The following is a 21,603-nucleotide window of genomic DNA, read 5'->3' as shown; positions in this document are numbered from 1 at the left end:
GTCTCACTTCCTGGGCTTGAGCAGCGCCAGGCCCTGGTTGGTGCGCGCGACGATGTAGCCGTCGTCGGCCACCGCCAGCGCGTGCACGAGCACGAGGCCGGCCGGCGGCGCATGGAGTCGGTCGTTCAGGTCGACGAGGCCGTCCCTGCGGGTCCAGGACACGGCATGCGCCTCGGTGTCTGTCGCGGACGCACCGACGACGAGGCCGCTCGCATTGATCGCCTCCGCGGTCGAGAAATTGCCGCCCGGGAGAGCGCCGATGCTCGTCATGGTCGTGCCGTCGTAGACGAAGCCGCGGTTGCTGCCGTCGGCGGTTGCGGACATGCCGACGACGAGGCCCGCACCATTGATCGCAACGGCTTCCGCGCCGGCGCCGCCGAGCGTGCCGATGTCGCGGATCTTGCCCAGCTCGTACAGGAACGCCCCGATCGGCCCCTCGCCGTTGCGGAACCAGCCCGTGACCTGGCCGGCATCGTTGATGTCGACGGCGACGGAATTGCCGACCGGCGAGCCGAGATCGACCAACGGTCCACCCGTGCGGCTGTCGTACAGGAAGGCATGGAACCAGGCGTTGCCCGGGCCGTAAGAATAGCCCACGACCACGCCCAGGTTGTTCAGCCCGTTTCCGAACGAATTGCCGCCGAGCGAACCAAGGTCGTTCAGCTTCTTGCCGTCGTACAGGAACGCGTGGGTCTGCCCGGCGGCCGTCGCCGACCAGCCCGTGATCTGGCCGCAATGGGTGATCACGGTGCCTTCGGCATCGCTGCCGCCGAGCGTGCCCAGGTCATGCATGGTGCCGTCGTACAGGAAGGCGTGCACGATGCCGGCCTTTGTCGTGGACCAGCCCGTCACATGGCCGCAGGCGTTCACAGCCATCGCCTGCGAGGAATCGCCGCCAAGCGTGCCCAGCCCGATCGTCTTGCTGCCGTCGTAGAGGAATGCGTGCGCGACACCGTCCGCGCCGCGCGACGTGCCGGCGACGATGCCGCCGTTCGCGATGCCGCGGCGCGTGACCTCGCCATACGCGATGCCCGGCAGGCCGATCGGGATGACGTCGTAGGCAGGTCCCGTGTCACCGGGACCAGGCCCGGGCCCGCCCGGATTGCCGTGATGGTGGCCACCGCCACAGGCGGTCAGCGTCAGTGTGAATGCGAGCGCAGCGGCGGATGCGGATGCGCGGGAGAACGTGAACATGGCGACCTCGCTTTCGAATGGTTCACGCTTGAGTGTAGGAGTGCGTGTCGCGCGAGTTCGATGAATGAGGAGCTTGCTTGGGGCGTCTCAAGCGAGATTTCGAAGGGCAATAAAAAACGGCGCATCGAGCGCCGTCTTTTCAAACCGGGGTCAGAGCCCGTTTTCAGGAAATTGCCAAAATTCGGGCTCTGACCCCGGTGTTCAAGGCTGTTGCAGCAACGCGTTGATGGGCTGCAGGTCTTCCTCGCGCAGCGAACCCGCCGCGGCTTTCAGCTTCAGGCCGGCCAGGATCGTGTTGTAGCGCGCGCGGGCCAGGTCGGTGCGGGTCTGGTACAGCTGGCGCTGCGCGTTCAGCACGTCGATGTTGATACGCACGCCGACCTGGTAACCGAGCTTGTTCGATTCCAGCGCGGAATTGCTCGACACTTCGGCCGCTTCCAGCGCCTTCACTTGCGCGAGGCCGCTGTTCACGCCGAGGAAGGACTGGCGCGCCACCAGCGCGGCGTTGCGGCGGTTCGCTTCCAGGTCGTTGCGGGCCTTGTCTTCCAGCGCGATCGATTCGCGCACCTTGCTCGTCACGGCGAAGCCGCTGAAGATCGGGATGCTGTACTGGATGCCGATGGAGTTGTTGTTGGTCTTGCCCGACGAGGTCGTCTGGCCATTGACGTCGCGGTGCAGCGACGATGCGACGAGGTCCACGGTCGGATAGTGGCCGGCGCGGTTCTTCGAGATGTCGCGCTTGGCCGATTCCAATTGCAGCTGGGCCACGGTCACGGCGTAGTTCTGGTTCTCGGCGGCGGACACCCACTGGTCGACGTTGATCGGCTGCGGCGCCGTCAGGGACACGCCCGTGCGCAAGGTCGCCAGCGTGGACGGCGGTGTGCCGATGATGGCTTGCAGCGCCGTCTTCTTGGTTTCCAGATCGTTGACGGCAGCAATTTCCTGAGACACCACGAGGTCGTATGCGGCCTGGGCTTCATGGGTGTCGGTGATGGTCTGCGTGCCGACTTCGAAGTTGCGCTTGGCGGAAGCCAGCTGCTCGGTCACGGCGACTTTTTGCGCGCGCGTGGATTCCAGCGTGTCCTGGGCGGCCAGCACATCGAAATACGCTTGCGCGACGCGCGTGATCAGGTCCTGCTGGGCCTGGGCGAACTGTGCTTCGGAAATGGCTTGCGACAGCTTGCTCTGCTGGTAGGTTTGCCAGCGGTCCCAGTGGAACAGCGGCTGCTGCAGGGTCACCTGGATTTCGTTGGTGCGCAGGTTGCTGCCGGGGGACGGTACGTTGTTCCACGGCGTGATGTCGGTATTGTTCTTCGTGATATCGCCATTGATGCCGACGGTCGGCAGCAGGCCGGCTCGCCCCTGGGTGATACGTTCGCGACCCGCCGCGGCGGACGCGCGGGCGCTGGCATACGTGGCGTCGTTCGCCAATGCCTGCTGGTACACCTGGATCAGATCGGCCGCCTGGGCATTGAGCGAAAACGCGCTGGCCAACAGTACGGCGATGAGGGGCTTCTGCATTACTTTCTCCGTCGGAGTCATCAATAGTTAAGGACGCAGAGTCAATACTTCGGCATCGAAGGGTCGACCTGCACGGCCCAGGCGTGTATCCCGCCTGTAAGGTTGGTAATGTTGCTGAATCCGTTGCGCTCCAGGAAGGCGGCCACCTGCATGCTGCGTGCGCCGTGGTGGCACACGCAGACGATGTCCTGGCCGTCGTCCAGCTCGCTCACGCGGATCGGAATCAGGTTCATCGGAATCTGGGTCGAGCCTTCGATATGGCAGGTCTCGAATTCCCAGTTTTCCCGAACGTCGAGCAGCAGCGGCTGCGGACGCGACGAGTCGGCCAGCCAGGCGGCCAACTCGGGGGCGGTAATGTGCTGCATGCGTCTGTCGCCTCTCAGAACTGGAAGTGCGACGGCACCGGGGCGCCCGTCAGGTAGCGCACGTTGGTCTCGAACACCTTGACCGTGCTGTACGCGTTGTCCCCGGTACGGGTGATGATGGCCGCTTCCATCACCGGTGCCTGGCCGACGATCGCGGCGATGCGGCCGCCCACCTTCACCTGCTTCAGGATCGCTTCCGGCAACACTTCCAGCGCGCCCGAAATCACGATCACGTCGTACGGCGCACCTTTTTCCCAGCCCTGGGCGCCGTTGCCGACTTCGACGGTCACGTTGTGCACGCCGGCATTGGCCAGGTTCTTCTTGGCCAGTTCCGCCGTTTCCGGATTGATTTCCACGGTGGTCACCTTGGCGGCGCGGTGCGCCAGCAGGGCGGCCATGTAACCCGAACCCGTACCGATTTCCAGCACGGTCTCGTGCTTCTTCACACCGGTTTCCTGCAGGATGCGCGCCTCGAACTTGGGCGCCAGCATGGCGTCACCGCCCGGCAGCGGGATCTCGACGTCGGCGAACGCCAGGTTCTGGTACGCCGCCGGCACGAACTGTTCGCGCTTGACGACGTGCAGCAGGTCGAGCACATCCTGGTCCAGCACGTTCCACGGACGGATCTGCTGTTCGATCATGTTGAAGCGGGCTTGTTCGATATTCATCTTTAGACTCGGTGGGAAAATAAATAATCCGATATTTTATCGTTGAACGGCTTCAGCAAACATATCTTAACGACATGGGGCTGAGTGCCAGCGGAAATTGCGACAGTCTGCAGTTTCCGGGGCATGAACCCCGGAAAACAGCGTCTTGACGTAGGAAAACGGGGTCAAACGGGAGGCGCGGCCGGCAGCAGGCCATGCAGCGCCATGTCGAGGAAGGTGTCGAGGAAGGCCAGCGGCTCCAGCTCCGCGCGCGGGCACGGGCCGACCGAATGCTTCCAGATGATCAGGGTGAGCATCGGGGCGACGAGCACCTGGGTCATCGTATTGACGTCGATCTTGCGGAATTCGCCGCGCGCGATGCCCCGTTCGAGCATCGACGCCATCGCCTTGGTGCCGCGGGCGATGACTTCTTCCTGGTAAAAACGGGCCAGTTCCGGAAAATTGTCCGCTTCCGCCATGACGAGCTTGATGATGCCGGAGGCCTTGGTCGCGCCCAGCCGCTGCCACCAGGAGTGGATCAGCTGGCGCAGCAGGTCGGCGCTGTGGCCATCGAATTCGGCGACGGACGCCTCCGCCTCGCCGATCACGGGCACGATATTGCTGCGCACGACGGCCTTGAACAGTTCTTCCTTGTTCTCGTAATACAGGTACAAGGTGCCCTTCGACACGCCGGCGCGGCGCGCGACGTCTTCCAGGCGTGTGGCGGCGTAGCCACGCTCGACGAACAGGTCGATGGCCGCCTCGAGCAACTCCTGGGGCCGCGCGTCCTTACGGCGCTCCCAGCGCGGCTTGGTGTCAAAAGGGCATGGCATGCTTCTGTCCGACAACTAACTGTTGAGTCAGCAAATATAGACCTGGGGATTTGGCCAGTCAAGAACGGTGGCCGTCACCAGTAGTATACTGTCTGCTTGCCCGTCCCCGGTCTTTACATGCATATCCCGCCTTCTCCTGTTTCCTGCCGCCCCGGCTGCGGCGCCTGCTGCATCGCGCCGTCGATCACGTCCCCGATTCCAGGCATGCCAAACGGCAAGCCTGCTGGCGTGCGCTGCATGCAGTTGGACGAGCACAACGGCTGCAGGATTTTCGGGCAGCCGGACCGCCCCCGCGTCTGCGGCAGCCTGCCGCCATCGCGCGAGATGTGCGGCGACACGCGCGAGCAGGCGATGTTCTTCCTGGCCGAATTGGAGCGCTTGACGGCCTGACATTGCCTGCACGGTAACTCGACGGCAGCCCCCTTCCTCATGGTAAGCTTGCGGCCCGCGCAATATCTACCGCGCACGCGTCCCCAACCCTACCGAACCGCACACACCAATGGATATCATTCTCGCCCTGAAAGCGATCATCATGGGCCTCGTCGAGGGCTTCACCGAATTCCTGCCGATCTCGTCCACCGGACACCTGATCCTGGCCGGTAGTCTGATCAATTTCACGGGCGAAGTGGCCCAGGTGTTCGAAATCGCTATCCAGGCCGGCGCGATCCTGGCCGTGATGTGGGAATACCGTGCGCGCATCGGCGCCGTGCTGGGTGGCATCACGTCCGATCCGCGCCAGCAAAAGCTTGTCGTCAACCTGATCGTCGCGTTCCTGCCGGCGGCCGTGCTGGGCTTCCTGTTCAGCAAGGCGATCAAGGCGCACCTGTTCGCGCCGGTGCCCGTGGCCCTGGCGTTCATCGTCGGCGCGTTCGTGATCCTGTGGGCGGAGCGCCGCCACAAGGTGCTGCCGGGCGCGCACCGCGTCCAGACCGTGGACGACATGACCGTCGTCGACGCGTTCAAGGTCGGCTGCGCCCAGTGTTTCGCGCTGATCCCGGGCACGAGCCGTTCGGGTGCGACGATCATCGGCGGCATGCTGTTCGGCCTGTCGCGCACGGCCGCCACCGAATTCTCGTTCTTCCTCGCGATTCCCACGCTGCTGGCCGCGACCGTGTATTCCGTCTTCAAGGCGCGCCACGACCTGCACGCGTCCGACCTGCCGCTGTTCCTGATCGGCGGCGTGGCGGCGTTCATTTCCGCCTTCCTGTGCGTACGTTGGCTGTTGCGCTTCATCAGCACGCACGACTTCACGGGCTTCGCCTGGTACCGTATCGTATTCGGTGTGGTCGTGTTGATCACCGCCCATTTCGGCTGGGTGGTCTGGGCCGAATAATTCGAGAGCAGCAAGTACCATCATGACGAGCGACATCGAGCAACGCGCGCTGCAGATCCTGCAGACGGTCTTCGGCTACCCCGCCTTCCGCGGTCAGCAGGCCGACATCGTCGAGCACGTGGCGTCCGGCGGCGATGCGCTCGTGCTGATGCCCACGGGCGGCGGCAAATCGCTGTGCTACCAGATTCCCGCGCTGGTGCGCGACGGCGTCGGCGTCGTCGTCTCCCCGCTGATCGCGCTGATGCAGGACCAGGTCGACGCGCTGGCCGAAGTGGGCGTGCGCGCCGCGTTCCTGAACTCGACGCAGACGTTCGAAGAGACCCTGCGCATCGAACGCATGGTGCGCACCGGCGAGCTGGACCTCGTCTACGTGGCGCCCGAGCGCCTGATGACGCCGCGCTGCCTGGAATTGTTCGAGTCCGCGCACATCTCGCTGTTCGCCATCGACGAGGCGCACTGCGTGTCGCAATGGGGCCACGACTTCCGGCCCGAATACATCCGCCTGTCGATCCTGCACGAGCGCTTCCCGCACGTGCCGCGCATCGCACTGACGGCGACGGCCGACCAGCTCACGCGCGCGGAAATCGCCCAGCGCCTGCAGCTGGAAGAGGCGCGGCAGTTCGTGTCGTCATTCGACCGTCCGAACATCCGCTATTCCATCGTCGAAAAAACGAACGGCCGCAAGCAGCTGCTCGACTTCATCTCGGCGGAACACCCGGGCGACTCGGGTATCGTCTACTGCCTGTCGCGAAAGAAGGTCGAGGAGACGGCGGAATTTCTGAACGAGAACGGCATCCGCGCCCTGCCCTACCACGCGGGCATGGAGTACTCGCTGCGGGCCGACAACCAGGCGCGCTTCCTGCGTGAAGACAACATCGTGATGGTGGCGACCATCGCGTTCGGCATGGGCATCGACAAGCCGGACGTGCGCTTCGTCTGCCACCTCGACCTGCCGAAATCGCTGGAAGGCTATTACCAGGAAACGGGCCGCGCGGGCCGCGACGGCCTGCCGTCCAATGCCTGGATGGCCTACGGTTTGCAGGACGTCGTGCTGCAGCGCCGGATGATCGACGAGTCCGAGGCCGACGAGAATTTCAAGCGCGTGCTGTCGTCGAAGCTCGACGCGATGCTGGGCCTGTGCGAGACGCTCAGCTGCCGGCGCATGCGCCTGCTCGAATACTTCGGCGAGCGCTCCGGCCCGTGCGGCAACTGCGACACCTGCCTCATTCCGCCGACGTCGTTCGACGCGACCGTGCCCGTGCAAAAGCTGCTGTCGGCCATCTACCGCGTCGACCAGCGCTTCGCGGCCGGCCACGTGATCGACGTGCTGCGCGGCGTGAGCTCCGAGCGCATCGTCCAGTGGCACCACGACAAGCTGACCGTGTTCGGCGTGGGCGCCGAGCGCGGCGAGCAGGAATGGCGCGCCATCGTGCGCCAGACGATCGCCCTCGGCCTCGTCACCGTCGACCACGACGCGTTCAGTTCACTCAAGTTGACGGAAGCGGCGCGGCCCGTGCTGAAAGGCGAGCAGAAAGTGCAGCTGCGCCAGTACCAGAAGCCCGTGAAACCCAAGCGCACGTCGACGCCGCGCGGCAGCTACGAGGAAGTCGAGCTGTCGACATCGGAACAGGCGATCTTCGACAAGCTGCGCTGGTGGCGCGTGGAGACGGCGCGCGCGCACGGCGTGCCCGCGTACGTCGTGTTCCAGGACGCCACCCTGCGCGAGATCGCCAAGGTCAAGCCGGTGTCGCTCGACCAGTTGCGCGGCGTCTCGGGCGTCGGCGAGAAGAAGCTGACGTCCTACGGCGACGAGATCGTCGGGATCATCAGCGAGATGGTCTGAACCCCGTTACTTCTTCGTGAACACCAGGTCCCACACACCGTGGCCCAGTTTCAGGCCGCGGTTCTCGAACTTGGTCAGCGGCCGGTACGACGGCTTTTCCGCATAGCCCTCGGCCGTGTTCTGCAGCGCCGGCTCGTTGCCCAGCACTTCCAGCATCTGCACCGCGTAATCTTCCCAGTCCGTCGCGCAATGGATGTAACCGCCCTGCGCCAGCTTCTGGCACAGCAGTTGCACGAACGGCGGCTGGATCAGGCGGCGCTTGTTGTGGCGCGCCTTGTGCCACGGGTCGGGGAAGAAGATGTGCACGCCCGCCAGCGAACCGTCGGCGATCATGTTGTTCAGTACCTCGACGGCATCGTGCTGGATGAGGCGCAGGTTCTGGATGTCCTGTTCGCCGGCCAGTTTCAGCAGGCTGCCCACGCCCGGCGTGTGCACTTCGACACCGACGAAATCCTTGTCCGGCATCGCCTTCGCGATGTGCGCCGTCGTGTCGCCCATGCCGAAGCCGATCTCCAGGATCAGCGGCGCGGTGCGGCCGAACGGGGCGTGGAAATCGAATTGGGCCTTGCGGTACTCGATCAGGTAATGCGGACCATACGCTTCCAGCGCGCGCGCCTGGCCGGTCGACAGGCGGCCGGCGCGGGTGACGAAACTGCGGATGCGGCGGTCGGTCGGGTCATAGAGCATCGGGCGGCCCTGCTCGTTGGTAGGCGTATCGGCGGACATGGGGAATGAAAGAATGAGGAAAAAACGGGCGCCATTATAACCCGGCGCTTTCCGGCCGCGATCTCGGACATAATGCATCTGTTGCAACCAGGAGCCACCGATGCGCCAGCAGACCCACCCGATCGCCACCGAAGACAACGTCGCCGCCTACCGCCTGACCTCCTTCCACTACGGTACGCCAGGCAGCGGCAGGAAGGTCTACATCCAGGCCTCGCTGCACGCGGACGAGGTGCCCGCGATGCTCGTCGCGCACGTGCTGCGCCGTGAGCTCGACCGGCTGGATGCGGAGAACAAGGTCACCGGCGAAATCATCCTGGTGCCGGCCGCGAATCCGATCGGGCTGTCGCAGGTGATCCACGGCGCGCCGTTCGGGCGTTTCGACCTCGCTACCGGCACCAATTTCAACCGCTCGTACCGGCACGTGGCCGCGGCGTTGAAGGCGTCGCTGCAGGACAAGCTCGGCGCGGATCCCGCCGCCAACGCGGCCCTCGTGCGCGAGCACGCGCGCCGCGAGGTGGCCGCATGGCTGCCATCGAGCGCGACGGAAGAGCTCAAGAAGACGCTGCTGGGCATGGCGATCGACGCCGACATCATGCTCGACCTCCACTGCGACAACGAGGCTGTGCTGCACATGTACACGGGCACGCCGCTCGCCGGGCGGGTAAAACCGCTGGCCGCGCTGATGGGCGCGCACGCCGTGCTGCTGGCGACGGAATCCGGCGGCGAGCCGTTCGACGAAGCGTGCAGCCGCGTGTGGTGGGAACTGGCGGAACACTTCGGCGACCGCTTCCCGATCCCCTCCGGCTGCGTGGGCGTGACAGTCGAGCTGCGCGGCGAGAACGACGTGCGCTACGACCTGGCCGAACGGGACGCGCACGCGCTGCTGCAGTACCTGGCGCGCGAAGGCGTCGTCGACCTGCCCGTCGCGCCGCTGCCGGCGCCGCTGTGCGAACCGACGCCACTGGAAGGCGTGGAACCGCTGCACGCGCCACATGCGGGGGTGCTCGTGTTCCTGAAAAAACTGGGCGACCAGGTGCAGGCGGGCGATGCCGTCGCCGACATCGTCGATCCGGTCAGCGGCAGGACGACGACCCTGCGGCCCACGCAGTCGGGCGTGCTGTTCGCCAGCACGGCGCATCGGCATCTGCTGCGCGGGATGCACGTCTGTAAGATCGCGGGGGCGGAGGCCTGGCGGACGGGGAGTCTGTTGGGCGCCTGAACCGTCATTCCCGCGCACGCGGGAATCCATGCTGAGCCGCAGGATTCGGAAGCTCAGCATGGATCCCCGCTTTCGCGGGGACGACGACTAGGCGGCCAGCGCTTCCTTGAACAGGTAACGCTGCTCCAGCAGCGGCGCGATCCCCGCCGCCGGCAGCGGCCTCGCAACAAAATACCCCTGCACCTCGTTGCACTTCAGCGCCCGCAGGATCTGCAGCTGTTCCTCGTTCTCGACGCCTTCCGCCACCACCTCCATCCCGAGCGCGTGCGCCATCGACACGATCGCCTGGAAGAACACGGTGCCTTCGCGCGAGCGTCCCAGTTCGGCCGTGAACGAGCGGTCGACCTTCAGCACGTCCATCTTCATGCGCTGCAACTGCGACAGCGACGAGTAGCCGGTGCCGAAATCGTCGACGTGCAGCTTGACGCCCAGCGCGCGGATCGCGGCCAGCTCGGCGAGGATCTCGGCCTGGTCGCCCATCATCGCGGACTCCGTGATCTCCACTTCGAGCAGGCCGGCCGGCACGGCGTGGCGGGCCAGCGCGTCTTCGAGCTCGCGCTGCACGCTGCCGCGCAGGAACTGCTTCGGCGAGACGTTGATCGACACCGGCACCGGCACGGCGCCGTGCGCGCGCCAGGCCGCCAGCTGGGCGCAAGCCTGGTCGATGACGATGGCGCCGATCGGCACGATCAGGCCGCTGGATTCGGCGAGCGGGATGAATTCGTCCGGGCGGATCATGCCCAGCTGCGGATGCTCCCAGCGCAGCAGCGCTTCCATGCTCAGGAGCTCGCCCGTGCGCGTGTCCACGCGCGGCTGGTAGTGCAGCACGAACTGGCGCTTGTCGATCGCTTCCAGCAGGCGCTGGCGCAGCTGGGTGCGCGTCTTGAGGATGTTCGATTGCGCGGGGTCGAAGAAGCGGTACTGGCCCTTGCCCTCGGCCTTGCCCGCGTACATGGCGATGTCGCCGTGGCGGATCAGCGTGGCCGCATCGAGGCCGTCGCGCGGGTACACGGCGATGCCGACCGAGGCGCCGATCATGTGCTGGTCGTCGGCGATCGGGAACGGTTTACTGAAGGCTTCGACGATGCGCGTGGCGACGATGGCCACCTGCTGGTCGCTGTCGAAAGGGCTCAGCAGGACGACGAATTCATCGCCGCCGAAACGCGCCACGCTGTCGCCCGGACGCAGTTGCGACAGCAGGCGCTCGGCCGCCAGCTGGAGCAGGCGGTCGCCGACGGCGTGGCCGTGCGTATCGTTGACCTGCTTGAATTCGTCGAGGTCGATGAACAGCAGCGCCGCGCCATGATCGCCGTCCTCGGCGCGCGCCAGCGCGACCGGCACGAAGTTCAGGAACCAGTGGCGGTTCGGCAGGCCGGTGAGGCTGTCCTCGTTCGCGAGGCGCGCGAGCTGGGATTCGTGTTCCTTGCGCTCGCTGATGTCCTGCAAGGTGACGGCGAGGTTGTCGCCCACGCGCACGATGCGCCGGTGGCCCCAGCGGATGTTCAGCCGGTTGTTGTCGGGCATGCGCCGGTCTTCCTGGTGGAAGCCGACGGCCAGCGCCGTGCGGTAGTTGGCGACCAGTTCGTCGAAGGACTTCCCGTGGTGGACCGCGGAGATCAGGCTGCCGACGAGCTGCGCGCGCGTGCTGCCGTAGAAGAAGGCGCCGCGTTCGTTGCAGTCGACGATGCGGAAGTCGACCGTCTGGCCCTTGCGGTCGCGCACCGGCGCGACCATGTAGAAGCCGTCGTTGCCGCTCTCGGTGGCCGTGCGGTAGGCGCGCTGGATCTCGGCCCGCTCGCGCGCCCGCGCCGACGCGCGCAGCGACAGCATGCTCGCCCCCAGCGCCAGCATGGTCAGCACGGCGGTGGCCACCAGCGTGTGGTTGCGGCTGTCCGTCCAGTAGGCGTCGGCCGCTTCCAGCACGGCCGTATGCGACAGCGCGACGAGGGCCACGAGCGGATACGCGCCGGAGCGGCGCCAGCCCAGCACGCGCGGCTCGCCGTCGGCAAAGCCGCCCTGCCCGTCGACCAGCTGCACGCCGCGCGCCACCGGCCAGCGGTCGGCGTTGGCGGGCAGCAGCGAGGCGGCGCCCATCGAGCGCACGATGCCGCTGGCGTCCTGCTCGACGCGCAAGGCATTGTCGGTGCCGACGAGCGCCAGCAGGCTGCCCGGCCCCAGCGTGGGCGAGCTGACGAACGATGTGAAATACGCGGCGTCGACGGCCATCAGCAGCACGCCGTCGAAGCCGTCGTCAGGCGTGTCGAGCCGGCGCGTGAAGAGAATGGTGCCACGCAGGATCGAGCCGAGCGTCGCGTCCAGTTCCGGCGGCGGCGTGCCGATGCGCAGCGCGGTCGAGATGGCGTTGCGGTGCTGGATGAAGAAGTCGGCCCGGGACAGATCCAGCCCGCGCGCGTGGATGCGGCTCGAGGAGCGGACCGCGCCGTCCGGCCCGATCACGCTCACGTTGACGAAGGCGGCGTCGGTGAACATGCCGTCGCGGCGCATGTTCTCGATCAGGCTGCGGTCGCGCGCGTGCTCCCAGCTGTGCTTGAGCTGCATGGTGATCTGGTCGACCTGGGCGACCGAGCGGGTGACGTACTGCTCGTAGGCTTCGGCATACGCGTCAGCCTCCTTGAACGCCTGCTCCTCGGCGCGCCGGCGTTCAGCGCCGGCGTGCAGGATGGTGGCGGTCCAGAGGGCGGCACAGACGAGCAGGGCCAGCGCGGGCCACAGCAGCGCGAGGAATCGGTGGGTGCGCGGGGCGGTGTGCGCACTGGACTTGGACATGCGGGTTCCGTCAGAAGGCGTGCGGGGATGCACGCTCAGTTACTGTTCAGCAACTCGCAGTGTAAGAAAAGAAAGTGACGGGATGATGACAAGGCCGCGCGTCAGGCCGGCGTGCCCTTCGCCAGCGCCTGCGCCAGCGCATCCACGTCGGCCGGCTTCACGAAGTGGTAATGGAAACCCGCGGCCTTCGATGCGTCGCGGTCCTGCTGCTGGCCATAGCCCGTGAGCGCGATGAACAGCGCCCCGGCCGCACGCGGCAGCGCGCGGATCTGGCGCGCCAGTTCGTGGCCGTCCATGCCCGGCAGGCCGATGTCGAGGACGAACGCGTCGAAGGACCGATCGCGCGCGCAGGCGAGCGCCTGCAGCGGGTCGTATTCGATGGACGCCTCGTGGCCCAGCACCTCCAGCAGCATCGCCACCGTCTGGGCGGCGTCGGCGTTGTCGTCGACGACGAGCACGCGCCGCACGCCCGGCTGGGCCGCGGCTGCGCCGGCGGCGTCCCGCGCCGCGGGCGCCGGGCCCGCATGCGGCGACCTGGCCGTCGACGCGGCCCCCTTGTCCGGGCCCACGCCCTGCGTCGCCGCCTGCCCGCCATGCCGCTCGAGGAGACTGATCTCCTGCGGCTCTTCGATGGTGTCGTACATATGTTCGTCCCCGTTTTTCGCCCGCGTTGACTATGGTACGAAAATACGCCGCCCCGGCGCGCAACCTACGCAGGAGGGCATGCACTCAGGATAACGCTCCTTGTTCCGCGCGGCAATACGCGCACGCAAGAACGTTCAACGCCGCGCTTCCGCCCGGGCCAGCACCTCGTTGACCTCGTTCAGGTCGGCCGGCTTGACGAGGTAATGGTCGAAGCCGGCCTGTTGGGCTTCCTCGCGGTCCTGGTTCTGGCCGTAGCCGGTCAGGGCGACGAGCGTGGCGCCCGCGTTCTCGGGCTGGGCGCGCAGGCGCCGCGCCAGTTCGTAGCCGTCCATGTCGGGCAGGCCGATGTCGAGCAGCAGGACGTCCGGATGCTCGTTTTTCGCCCGCGCCAGCGCGCCGCGCGCATCGTATTCGACGCTGACCGCGTGGCCCTGCACTTCGAGCAGCGCGGCCAGCATCTGGGCCGCATCGGCATTGTCGTCGACGACCAGCACGCGCAGGTTGCCATTGTCCGGCACCGCGCCCGCCGCGGCCGCGCCGCCCTCGTTGGCCGCGTCCGCCGGCGCGCGCGCCGCGCACGGCAGGCAGATCGAGAACTCGCTGCCCTGTCCCAGGCCCTCGCTACTGGCATGCACGGTGCCGCCGTGCAGCGCGACGAGGCTTTTCACCAGCGCCAGGCCGATCCCGAGCCCGCCCTGCGACCGGTCGGGCGTGCGCTCGGCCTGCGTGAACAGGTCGAAGATGTACGGCAGGACTTCCGGCGCGATGCCGACGCCGTTGTCGCGCACGGACACGGTCACCTGCTCGTCGCCCACGGTCACGGCCAGCACGATGCGGCCGCCCGGCGCCGTGTACTTGGTGGCGTTGTTGAGGATGTTCGAGATGACCTGCACGAGGCGCGTGCGGTCGCCCGTCACGTGCGCCGGCTGGCCCGACAGTTGCAGGGTCAGCGCATGGCGGCGCGCGTCGATCAGCGGCCGCACCTGCTCGACGGCGGCGGACACGATCACGTTCAGGTCCAGCTCGTCCTTCTCCAGCGTGACGAGGCCGCGCGTGACGCGCGAGACGTCCAGCAGGTCGTTGACGAGGTCCGTCATGTGCTCGGCCTGGCGCACGATGATCTCGCTGGCGTTGGCCACGCTCTTGGCGTCCAGCCGGCCGAGCTTCAGCAGCTGGGCCGCCGTCATGATGGGCGCGAGCGGATTGCGCAGCTCGTGCGCCAGCATCGCGAGGAACTGGTCCTTCTGGCGGTTGGCGGCGCGCAGCTCGTCCTCGACGAGCTTGCGGTCGGTGACGTCGCTGCCTTCCACGAAGATGCCGCTGACGGCGCCGTTCTCGTCGCGGATCGGCTGGTAGACGAAGTCGATGTAGCGTTCTTCCAGCGGCCCTTCCGGTTCGCGCTGCAGGCGCACGGGCAGCGCGTGGCCGACGAACGGCTCGCCCGTCGCGTACACGCGGTCGAGCAGTTCGAGGAAGCCCTGGCCGACGATTTCCGGCAGCGCGTCGCGCGCGCGCTTGCCGACGATCGGGCGGTGGCCGACCAGCTGCATGTACGACTGGTTCGTGAGCTCGAACACGTGCTCGGGGCCGCGCAGCACGGCCATGATCCCCGGCGCCTGCGAGAACAGGCCGCGCAGCCGCTCGTTCTCCTCGTTGCGGTATTTCTCGGCCAGCACCTGCTCGGTGACTTCGACGCACGCGCAATACATGCCGGCGATGGCCCCGTTCTCGTCGCGCACGGGCGAATACGAGAACGTGAACCAGGTCGGCTCATCGTAGCCGTGGCGGTTCATCACGAGGTACAGGCGGTCGGCATACGTCGCCTCGCCGCGCAGCGCGCGTTCGATCAGCGGGCTGATGTCGTGCCAGATCTCGGCCCAGATGTCGTGGAACCGCCCGCCCAGCGCGGCCGGATGCTTGTCGCCCAGGACCTCGCGATACGGATCGTTGTACAGGAATGCGAGTTCCTTCCCCCAGGCGACGAACATGGGGAATTTCGAGTTCAGCATCAGCCCGACGACCGTGCGCAGCGCCTGCGGCCACGTGCGCGGATGGCCCAGCGGCGACGTGGACCAGTCGTGCGCACGCATCGTCGCGCCCACTTCGCCGCCGCCGCTCAGGAACATCAGGGCGCCGGCATGGTTTTCGTCAGACTGTTGTCTGTTTTCTTGCATGATTGACACTGGTTGAAGCAACAACGCCAGTGTGCCATAAGGGCTTGCCGCAGGGCGCGCGCAGCGGTCGGTATGTTTCAGGGGAGGGATCGAAGCATGGAGCGGGTGAAGGGAATCGAACCCTCGTCGTAAGCTTGGGAAGCTTCTGCTCTACCATTGAGCTACACCCGCGTTGCCCGCATTCTACGCGGGTTCACGTTCCTTTGTCACCTTAGACATTTTTCGACATGAGCTTGTGTCGAAAAATTCGTTGAGCCACCCATGGATGGGCTCGTATATTGAACACTCGTCCATCAGCACAGCGGAGGCACCGTGAGGCCAATTCTTTCCGACCAACACCGCCTCCGGGAGCACGACTGATGGCCGACTTCGACATTGGCGCGATCGTGCGCGACCTGAACGAGGCGCGCCGGCAATGGCGCCAGGCGCATCGTCCGGCCGGCGAGGTGCGCGGTATCGAGTTTCCGTCGCGCGACGCGCTGGCGACGATCCTCGGGCAGTTGAAAGGCGTGCTGTTTCCGCTGCGCCTGGGCCCGCCCGACCTGCGCCAGGAAAGCGAGGATTTCCACGTCGCGCACGCGCTCGACACCGCCCTGCACGCGCTGCTGCGCCAGGTCCGCATCGAGCTGCGTTACAGCGCCGCGCTGCGCCACCTGACCCATACCGACATCGAGCCGCAGGCGCTCGAGGCCACCCGCGCGTTCGGCGCCGCGCTGCCCGGCATCCGCACCCTGCTCGACAGCGACGTGATCGCCGCCTTCCAGGGCGACCCGGCCGCGCGCAGCGTCGACGAAGTGCTGCTGTGCTATCCGGGCATCCACGCGATGATCCATTACCGCCTCGCGCATTGTCTGTACGGACTCGGCCTGCCGCTGCTCGCACGCATCATCGCCGAGCAGGCGCATGCGGAAACGGGCATCGACATCCATCCGGGCGCGACGATCGGTGCCGGCTTCTTCATCGACCATGGCACGGGCGTCGTGATCGGCGAGACGGCCGTCATCGGCCAGCGCGTGCGCCTGTACCAGGCCGTCACGCTGGGCGCGAAGCGCTTCCCCGCGAATGTCGACGGCTCGCTGCAAAAGGGCTTGCCGCGCCATCCCGTCGTCGAGGACGACGTCGTCATCTATGCGGGCGCCACCGTGCTGGGCCGCATCACGATCGGCAAGGGCGCCGTCATCGGGGGCAATGTCTGGCTGACGCACGACGTGCCGGCGGGTGCCCGCGTGGCCCAGGCCGCATCGCGCGAGGACGACCTGGGCGCATCGGACATATCGGGCGAGTCGGCTTAGTTACCTCGGACTTTCGACGACGTAACCCCTGGCCTGCAGGCCGGCCAGGTAGCTCGTCGGGCCGAGGATGTCCTGGATCTCCAGCACGGCGAAGGTGATGGCGTTACTGGCCAGCGCATTCTCCGCCGCCTTCAGCCAGGAGGTGCGCAGGCGCTGGCGCACCTGGCGCAGGGCCGCGGCGTCCTTCGCGATCGAGCTGTTCATGACGGCGTCCAGGCATGCATCCCGCCGCTCCGCGAAGTTCAGGCCGCGGATCTCGCCGATGTCGCCGTTGGCCCAGGCATTCGCGCGCACGCGCATCGTTTCGAGATCGGTGTCCAGGGTGTCGAGCGTCTTCGTGAAGCAGACGAGGTCGTCCACCTGCGAATTCTTGAAGTCGCGCACGAGCTTGCGCGGGTCGTCGACCATCACGTCATAGCCCGAGTCGGTCATTTTGACCTTGTTCTTTTTCGCGACGTCCTCGATCTTGCCGAGCACTTCGCTCCCATAGCTCAGGCCGCTTTTCTTGAGGCCGGCGAGCAGCAGTTCCTCGCCCGCGAAGACGGGCCGGTAATGCTCGATGCCGTCGTCTTCGCCGACGTACTTGGCCTTCAGCACCGTCCAGTGCGCGTAGACGTCGGCCGGGACCACGTCATGCAGCACCGCATCGTCCGGATTGCGCTTGATGCCGATGAGGCTGGGCAAGGCCGTCAATCCGCTGAAGAAACCGATGTGGGCTTTCGCGACGGGCGGCATCAGGACTTCCTGCGACTTCGCCACGAGGCGCTCGACGCGCGACGCATCCCATTCCATCTTCCGCGGCAGCGGAGAATAGGTGCCGAAGACCCACATCACGTGCGTTCCCTTCGACACCTTCCACACGCCGGGGCCGGGACGGCGGCCTTCGATGACGACCGTCGCGGGAACGCCGTCGGCGGGTTGCGCGGTCTGGTCCACGCTCTGCGCGAACGCCGGCGGGACCAGCAGAGCCAACGAGAACACATACCCGTTGATTGTCTTCGTCATGGCGTGTTCCTTATTTCGGGCTCTCGACCGTATAGCCCTGCGCCTGCAGGTCGGCCAGGTAGCTCTGCGGACCGATGACGTTCTTCATCGGCAGGAGCGCAAATGTCGCCGTGTTGTCGGCCAATGCCTTCTCGGCCGCCTTCATCCAGTTGGCACGGATGCGCTCAGGAAGATGCTGGAATGCGGGAGAGTTCTTGGCGAACTGGCTGTTGAAGATGGCGTCGTTGCACGCCTTGTCGCGCTCGGCATAATCGAGGCTCGACATCTCGGCGATATTGCCATTGGCCCAGGCGTTCGCGCGCACGCGCATGGCGTCGATATCGCCTTCCAGCCGTTCCAGGGTCTTGGTGAAGCACGCCACGTCTTCCACCTGCGACTTCTTGAATTCCTTCATCAGCGCACGGGGATCGTCGACGTCCATGCTGAGCGCCGTCGACGTGATCTTGACCTTGTTGTGCTTGGCCGCCTTTTCGATCTGCTCTTCCACGCCGGTATTCTGGGTCAGGCCGCTTTTCGACAAGCCCTTGCTCAGCAGCGTATCGGCGACGAAGATCGGGCGGCGCCGCTCGATGCCGTCGTCATCGCCGATATACTTGCCCTTCAATACCTGCCAACGCGCATACACGTCCGCCGGGAGCACGTCGTGCAGCGTGGCGCCGTCCGGATTCTTGTCGATGCCGATCGCGGTCGGCAGCAGCGTCAGGCCCCGGAAGAAGCCGACCTCCATGCGGGCCCCCGGCCGCGTCAGCACTTCCTGCGACTTGCCGACAAGACGCTCCACGCGCGCCGCATCCCACTCCATCTTTTGCGGCAGCGGGGAATACACGCCGAACACCCACATCACGTGGTCGCCCTTCGAGACTTTCCAGACGCCGGGACCGGGCCGGCGGCCTTCGACCACGACGGTCGCGGGGACGGCATCGGCGGCCTCGACGGCGGCGGGCGCGGGCGCGGGTTCAGGCTCGGGCGCGGTCTGGGCCAGGACCGGCAGGGTCAGGAAACTCAGGTAAAGCGCACATGCATACCGTTTGCTCATCGGGCATCCCATCGTTGTTGTTGTGTGCGCAAAAGCTTAGCGCCACCGATGAGCTTAGCCTATCAAGGCAACGAAGTGTTACAACTTTGACATGCATATGTCGCAACAGCAACGTTCACGCGTCCGGTACGTCGACCGGGCGATCCAGGAGCTCGTGCGCCAGCTTGAGGCCCTCGACCATCGTGTTAAAGGCCTCGCGCTTCGCGTCCTCGCCCGGCACGCGCAGAACATACGACGGGTGGTATGTCGTGACGACCCAGTGCCCTTCATGGCGCAGCGGTTTGCCGAGGGAATTCTTGAGCGTGACGTTCGCCGTGCGCAGCACCGACTTCAACGCCGTGGCGCCGAGGGCCACGATGACGGTCGGCTTGACGCTCGCCAATTCCTTGTCGAGCCAGTAGTGGCAGGCCTCGATTTCGCGCTGGACCGGCGTCTTGTGCAGGCGCCGCTTGCCGCGCGGCTCCCATTTGAAATGCTTGACGGCGTTGGTGACGTAGATCGTGTCGCGGTCGACACCGGCCGCCTCGCACACGCGGTCCAGCAGCTTGCCGGCCGGGCCGACGAACGGCTGCCCCGCCAGGTCTTCCTGGTCGCCCGGCTGCTCGCCGACGAACATGATCTTCGCGCGCCTGGGTCCCTCGCCGCCCACGGCCTGCGTCGCGAACTGCCACAGCTCGCAGCGCCGGCATTCGTCCAGTTTCGACGGCTGCTGGCGTTCCGGCTGAGCGTCCTCGGGGGCGATCGGGATCGTCGTGCCCTTGCGCTGGCCGACGGCCTCGTACTGCCCCACCTTGCGCGCGCCCAGCGCCGCCTCGCTGACCATGTGCGGCACGATCTTCGCCTCCGGCAAATTCTTCCACCGGTCCGACTGGATATGCTGGTGCATCACGTTCGTGTTCAGGCGGGCCGGATTGAACACGCTGCGGTAATAGGTCAGCCACAAGGCCTCGCCCGTGTCTTCGAGATCGGCCGCATCGCGCACCAGCGGGCCCGTGTTGTGCAGCGTATGGCCGTCCCACAGGACGCTCGCCTCGGGCGTGGCGATCATCCAGCTGACCTTGCCCATGCGCGAGACAAAATGGTCGGCCACCTGGGGCAGCACGTCGTGGCGCGGCTCGTACCAGGCGACGAAGCGCGGCGGGCCGGCTTCTTCCGGGCGCTCGCGGAAGCGGATGTAGGCATGCATGTCGTGTTCCTCGCGGCGGACCGCCTTCACCATCGCATTCAGCCGGGCACCGTCCTCGTCGGCCGGCGACTGCACGTCGTGCTCGCCCTGCTGCCAGCGCCAGATCACGCGGTACAGGAAGGCCCAGCGGTCCGGCACGCGGCAGCAGGCGGCCGACTGCAGCATCTCCATCAGCGAGCGCGGGATGTGCGGCGCGGGCCTCAGTGGCTCATTCTTTGGCTCGTCCGGCGGCGGTATGGAAGGATTATGCGGTGCCTCGGCGGCGGCCGGCGCACCCGTGAACAGGTCGCCGCCCGCCAGCAGGTCGCCCATATGCGGCACGCCCCACGTCACCTGGTCGGGCGGGATGCCGTGGACGAGCAGCTCGCGCGCGGCCTCGCGCCACTCGGCGAACGTCTCGACCTGCACCGGCTGCCCTGTCCGGACCAGCGCATCCGCCGCCATCACGCCGCCCGCAGTTCCGGCCACAAATTCATCTGCTGGGGGGCGTCGGCCAGGTTACGCCGCAGCAGGTCGGACGATGCGGTGCCCTGCGCCGGCTTGTAGTCCGCCGTGATCACGAAGGGCGCCAGCTTTTTCAGGCTGCAGCGCAGGCGCGACAGGTCTTCCCAGCGGATGCGCCGCAGCCGCCGCAGGTCGATCAGGCGCTTGGCCGTGCGCAGCCCGATGCCCGGCACGCGCGCGATCATGGTCTCGTCCGCGCGGTTCAGGTCGAGCGGGAAGTGGTCGCGGTTCGCGAGCGCCCAGCCCAGCTTCGGGTCGATGTCCAGCGCCAGGTTCCCGGCCGTGGGCATCAGCTCCTTCGCCGTAAAACCATAGCCGCGCAGCAGGAAGTCGGCCTGGTATAAACGGTGTTCGCGCAGCAGCGGCGGCGGCGCGGACGGCACGCTGGACGGGCTGTGCGGGATCGGGCTGAACGCCGAGTAGTACACGCGTTTCAGTTTATAACTGCCGTACAGCGTCTGCGCGGTATTCAGGATCGTCTGGTCGTCGCTGGCGTCCGCGCCGACGATCATCTGCGTGCTCTGCCCCGCCGGCGCGAACGTGGGCGCCTTGGGGTGGTCGTCCTTTTCGTCCAGCTTCGTGCGGATGGAACCCATCGCCAGCTTGATCGTGTGGACGCTTTTTTCCGGCGCGAGCTTCGTCACGCTGTCCTGCGTGGGCAGCTCGATGTTCACCGACAGGCGGTCGGCATAGCGGCCCGCCAGTTCGATGAGGCGCGGGTCGGCGTCCGGGATCGTTTTCAAATGGATGTAGCCGCGGAACTGGTGCTCTTCGCGCAGGCGGCGCGCGACCTCGACCAGCTGCTCCATCGTGTAGTCGCTCGACTGGATGATGCCGGAGCTGAGGAACAGGCCGTCGACGTAGTTGCGCAGATAAAAATCGTGCGTGAGCTTCACGACCTCGTCGACGGAAAAACGGGCGCGCGGCACGTTCGACGTGCGCCGGTTCACGCAGTACTGGCAATCGTAGACGCAGAAGTTCGTCAGCAGGATCTTCAGCAGCGACACGCAGCGTCCGTCCGGCGTATAGCTGTGGCAGATGCCCATGCCGTTCGTCGCACCCAGCCCGTCCTTGTCGACGGAATCGCGCCTGGGCGCGCCGCTGCTGGCGCAGGAGGCATCGTACTTGGCCGCGTCGGCCAGGATCTCGAGCTTGTCTTTGAGTTCCATCGGGCGATAAATACTGTATATATGAACAGTATATCGCGAATCGTCCCTGCCGTGCCGTGCGCGAACGCACTGTGGTGCGGTTTGCGCTAGATCAATGTGAGTACCGCTGATGGTGGTTTCACAG

The 21,603-nt window shown here is 66.4% G+C and carries 18 protein-coding genes and 1 tRNA gene; 5 read left to right on the top strand and 14 right to left on the bottom strand.

Annotated features, from left to right (window positions below):
• Positions 1-3 precede the first annotated feature (3 nt).
• The 5 genes from ASD28_RS03525 to ASD28_RS03505 all read right to left on the bottom strand — a co-directional run bounded on the left by ASD28_RS03525 (position 4) and on the right by ASD28_RS03505 (position 4,560).
• Complete coding sequence (locus tag ASD28_RS03525; protein WP_056124063.1) at positions 4-1,194, bottom strand: HAF repeat-containing protein; 1,191 nt, start codon at positions 1,192-1,194, stop codon at positions 4-6.
• Between the two features lie 201 nt (positions 1,195-1,395).
• Positions 1,396-2,715 carry a TolC family outer membrane protein gene (locus ASD28_RS03520; RefSeq protein WP_056124060.1) on the bottom strand — a complete coding sequence of 440 codons (1,320 nt, stop codon included), beginning with the start codon at positions 2,713-2,715 and terminating at the stop codon, positions 1,396-1,398.
• Positions 2,716-2,756: 41 nt separating this feature from the next.
• Complete coding sequence (locus ASD28_RS03515) at positions 2,757-3,080, bottom strand: rhodanese-like domain-containing protein (RefSeq protein ID WP_056124058.1); 324 nt, start codon at positions 3,078-3,080, stop codon at positions 2,757-2,759.
• Positions 3,081-3,094: 14 nt separating this feature from the next.
• Positions 3,095-3,748, bottom strand: a complete 654-nt coding sequence (locus ASD28_RS03510; protein WP_056124056.1) for a protein-L-isoaspartate O-methyltransferase — start codon at positions 3,746-3,748, stop codon at positions 3,095-3,097.
• 164 nt (positions 3,749-3,912) lie between these two features.
• Positions 3,913-4,560 carry a TetR/AcrR family transcriptional regulator gene (locus tag ASD28_RS03505; RefSeq protein WP_056124054.1) on the bottom strand — a complete coding sequence of 216 codons (648 nt, stop codon included), beginning with the start codon at positions 4,558-4,560 and terminating at the stop codon, positions 3,913-3,915.
• Positions 4,561-4,677: 117 nt separating this feature from the next.
• On the opposite strand from ASD28_RS03505, the gene ASD28_RS03500 reads away from it, so the two are divergent.
• The 3 genes from ASD28_RS03500 (at position 4,678) to recQ (ending at position 7,736) form a co-directional block, all read left to right on the top strand.
• Positions 4,678-4,950 carry a YkgJ family cysteine cluster protein gene (locus tag ASD28_RS03500; RefSeq protein WP_082577469.1) on the top strand — a complete coding sequence of 91 codons (273 nt, stop codon included), beginning with the start codon at positions 4,678-4,680 and terminating at the stop codon, positions 4,948-4,950.
• Between the two features lie 109 nt (positions 4,951-5,059).
• Positions 5,060-5,893 carry an undecaprenyl-diphosphate phosphatase gene (locus ASD28_RS03495; RefSeq protein ID WP_056124050.1) on the top strand — a complete coding sequence of 278 codons (834 nt, stop codon included), beginning with the start codon at positions 5,060-5,062 and terminating at the stop codon, positions 5,891-5,893.
• Between the two features lie 22 nt (positions 5,894-5,915).
• Positions 5,916-7,736 (top strand): DNA helicase RecQ, encoded by a 1,821-nt coding sequence (gene recQ / locus ASD28_RS03490; protein ID WP_056124049.1) that lies wholly within the window; start codon positions 5,916-5,918, stop codon positions 7,734-7,736.
• Between the two features lie 6 nt (positions 7,737-7,742).
• Here the strand turns inward: recQ and trmB are convergent, their stop codons facing one another.
• Positions 7,743-8,423 carry a tRNA (guanosine(46)-N7)-methyltransferase TrmB gene (trmB, locus tag ASD28_RS03485; RefSeq protein ID WP_056124198.1) on the bottom strand — a complete coding sequence of 227 codons (681 nt, stop codon included), beginning with the start codon at positions 8,421-8,423 and terminating at the stop codon, positions 7,743-7,745.
• Between the two features lie 139 nt (positions 8,424-8,562).
• On the opposite strand from trmB, the gene ASD28_RS03480 reads away from it, so the two are divergent.
• Complete coding sequence (locus ASD28_RS03480; protein ID WP_056124046.1) at positions 8,563-9,681, top strand: succinylglutamate desuccinylase/aspartoacylase family protein; 1,119 nt, start codon at positions 8,563-8,565, stop codon at positions 9,679-9,681.
• A gap of 87 nt (positions 9,682-9,768) precedes the next feature.
• Here ASD28_RS03480 and ASD28_RS03475 read toward each other — a convergent pair whose 3' ends face one another.
• From ASD28_RS03475 to ASD28_RS03460, 4 genes are all read right to left on the bottom strand, one after another.
• The gene (locus ASD28_RS03475; RefSeq protein WP_056124042.1) at positions 9,769-12,468 is read right to left on the bottom strand and encodes an EAL domain-containing protein; all 2,700 of its coding nucleotides are present in this window, start codon (positions 12,466-12,468) and stop codon (positions 9,769-9,771) included.
• Between the two features lie 101 nt (positions 12,469-12,569).
• Positions 12,570-13,112, bottom strand: coding sequence for a response regulator (locus ASD28_RS03470; RefSeq protein ID WP_056124039.1), 543 nt, complete (start codon positions 13,110-13,112; stop codon positions 12,570-12,572).
• A 135-nt stretch (positions 13,113-13,247) separates the two neighbouring features.
• On the bottom strand, positions 13,248-15,287 hold the full coding sequence (locus ASD28_RS03465; protein WP_056124036.1) for an ATP-binding protein: 2,040 nt from the start codon (positions 15,285-15,287) through the stop codon (positions 13,248-13,250).
• Positions 15,288-15,384: 97 nt separating this feature from the next.
• Positions 15,385-15,458 (bottom strand) — tRNA-Gly (locus tag ASD28_RS03460).
• 188 nt (positions 15,459-15,646) lie between these two features.
• Between ASD28_RS03460 and epsC the strand changes: the two genes are divergently transcribed.
• A complete protein-coding gene (gene epsC / locus ASD28_RS03455) occupies positions 15,647-16,579 on the top strand; it encodes a serine O-acetyltransferase EpsC (protein ID WP_056124034.1) in 933 nt (310 codons plus the stop codon).
• Here epsC and ASD28_RS03450 read toward each other — a convergent pair whose 3' ends face one another.
• The 4 genes from ASD28_RS03450 to ASD28_RS03435 form a co-directional block, all read right to left on the bottom strand.
• Positions 16,580-17,584, bottom strand: coding sequence for a TraB/GumN family protein (locus tag ASD28_RS03450; protein ID WP_056124031.1), 1,005 nt, complete (start codon positions 17,582-17,584; stop codon positions 16,580-16,582).
• A 10-nt stretch (positions 17,585-17,594) separates the two neighbouring features.
• A complete protein-coding gene (locus ASD28_RS03445; RefSeq protein ID WP_056124029.1) occupies positions 17,595-18,620 on the bottom strand; it encodes a TraB/GumN family protein in 1,026 nt (341 codons plus the stop codon).
• Between the two features lie 115 nt (positions 18,621-18,735).
• The gene (locus ASD28_RS03440; RefSeq protein ID WP_307167072.1) at positions 18,736-20,274 is read right to left on the bottom strand and encodes a UdgX family uracil-DNA binding protein; all 1,539 of its coding nucleotides are present in this window, start codon (positions 20,272-20,274) and stop codon (positions 18,736-18,738) included.
• Positions 20,250-21,479 (bottom strand): putative DNA modification/repair radical SAM protein, encoded by a 1,230-nt coding sequence (locus tag ASD28_RS03435; RefSeq protein ID WP_056124023.1) that lies wholly within the window; start codon positions 21,477-21,479, stop codon positions 20,250-20,252. Before ASD28_RS03435 ends, ASD28_RS03440 begins: the two co-directional genes overlap by 25 nt.
• Positions 21,480-21,603 lie beyond the last annotated feature (124 nt).

This window comes from Massilia sp. Root133, from assembly GCF_001426525.1.
Classification (GTDB): domain Bacteria; phylum Pseudomonadota; class Gammaproteobacteria; order Burkholderiales; family Burkholderiaceae_D; genus Telluria; species Telluria orientalis.
Note: the sequence above shows the minus strand (reverse complement) of the source record. Positions and strands in the feature narration are given on the sequence as shown.

Coding starts and splice junctions, on each gene's coding strand:
- epsC (WP_056124034.1), top strand. CDS start 15,647: ATGGCCGACTTCGACATTGGCGCGATCGTGCGCGACCTGAACGAGGCG.
- ASD28_RS03445 (WP_056124029.1), bottom strand. CDS start 18,620: ATGAGCAAACGGTATGCATGTGCGCTTTACCTGAGTTTCCTGACCCTG.
- recQ (WP_056124049.1), top strand. CDS start 5,916: ATGACGAGCGACATCGAGCAACGCGCGCTGCAGATCCTGCAGACGGTC.
- ASD28_RS03475 (WP_056124042.1), bottom strand. CDS start 12,468: ATGTCCAAGTCCAGTGCGCACACCGCCCCGCGCACCCACCGATTCCTC.
- ASD28_RS03495 (WP_056124050.1), top strand. CDS start 5,060: ATGGATATCATTCTCGCCCTGAAAGCGATCATCATGGGCCTCGTCGAG.
- ASD28_RS03510 (WP_056124056.1), bottom strand. CDS start 3,748: ATGAATATCGAACAAGCCCGCTTCAACATGATCGAACAGCAGATCCGT.
- ASD28_RS03465 (WP_056124036.1), bottom strand. CDS start 15,287: ATGCAAGAAAACAGACAACAGTCTGACGAAAACCATGCCGGCGCCCTG.
- ASD28_RS03520 (WP_056124060.1), bottom strand. CDS start 2,715: ATGCAGAAGCCCCTCATCGCCGTACTGTTGGCCAGCGCGTTTTCGCTC.
- ASD28_RS03505 (WP_056124054.1), bottom strand. CDS start 4,560: ATGCCATGCCCTTTTGACACCAAGCCGCGCTGGGAGCGCCGTAAGGAC.
- trmB (WP_056124198.1), bottom strand. CDS start 8,423: ATGCTCTATGACCCGACCGACCGCCGCATCCGCAGTTTCGTCACCCGC.
- ASD28_RS03470 (WP_056124039.1), bottom strand. CDS start 13,112: ATGTACGACACCATCGAAGAGCCGCAGGAGATCAGTCTCCTCGAGCGG.
- ASD28_RS03450 (WP_056124031.1), bottom strand. CDS start 17,584: ATGACGAAGACAATCAACGGGTATGTGTTCTCGTTGGCTCTGCTGGTC.
- ASD28_RS03500 (WP_082577469.1), top strand. CDS start 4,678: ATGCATATCCCGCCTTCTCCTGTTTCCTGCCGCCCCGGCTGCGGCGCC.
- ASD28_RS03515 (WP_056124058.1), bottom strand. CDS start 3,080: ATGCAGCACATTACCGCCCCCGAGTTGGCCGCCTGGCTGGCCGACTCG.
- ASD28_RS03435 (WP_056124023.1), bottom strand. CDS start 21,479: ATGGAACTCAAAGACAAGCTCGAGATCCTGGCCGACGCGGCCAAGTAC.
- ASD28_RS03480 (WP_056124046.1), top strand. CDS start 8,563: ATGCGCCAGCAGACCCACCCGATCGCCACCGAAGACAACGTCGCCGCC.
- ASD28_RS03525 (WP_056124063.1), bottom strand. CDS start 1,194: ATGTTCACGTTCTCCCGCGCATCCGCATCCGCCGCTGCGCTCGCATTC.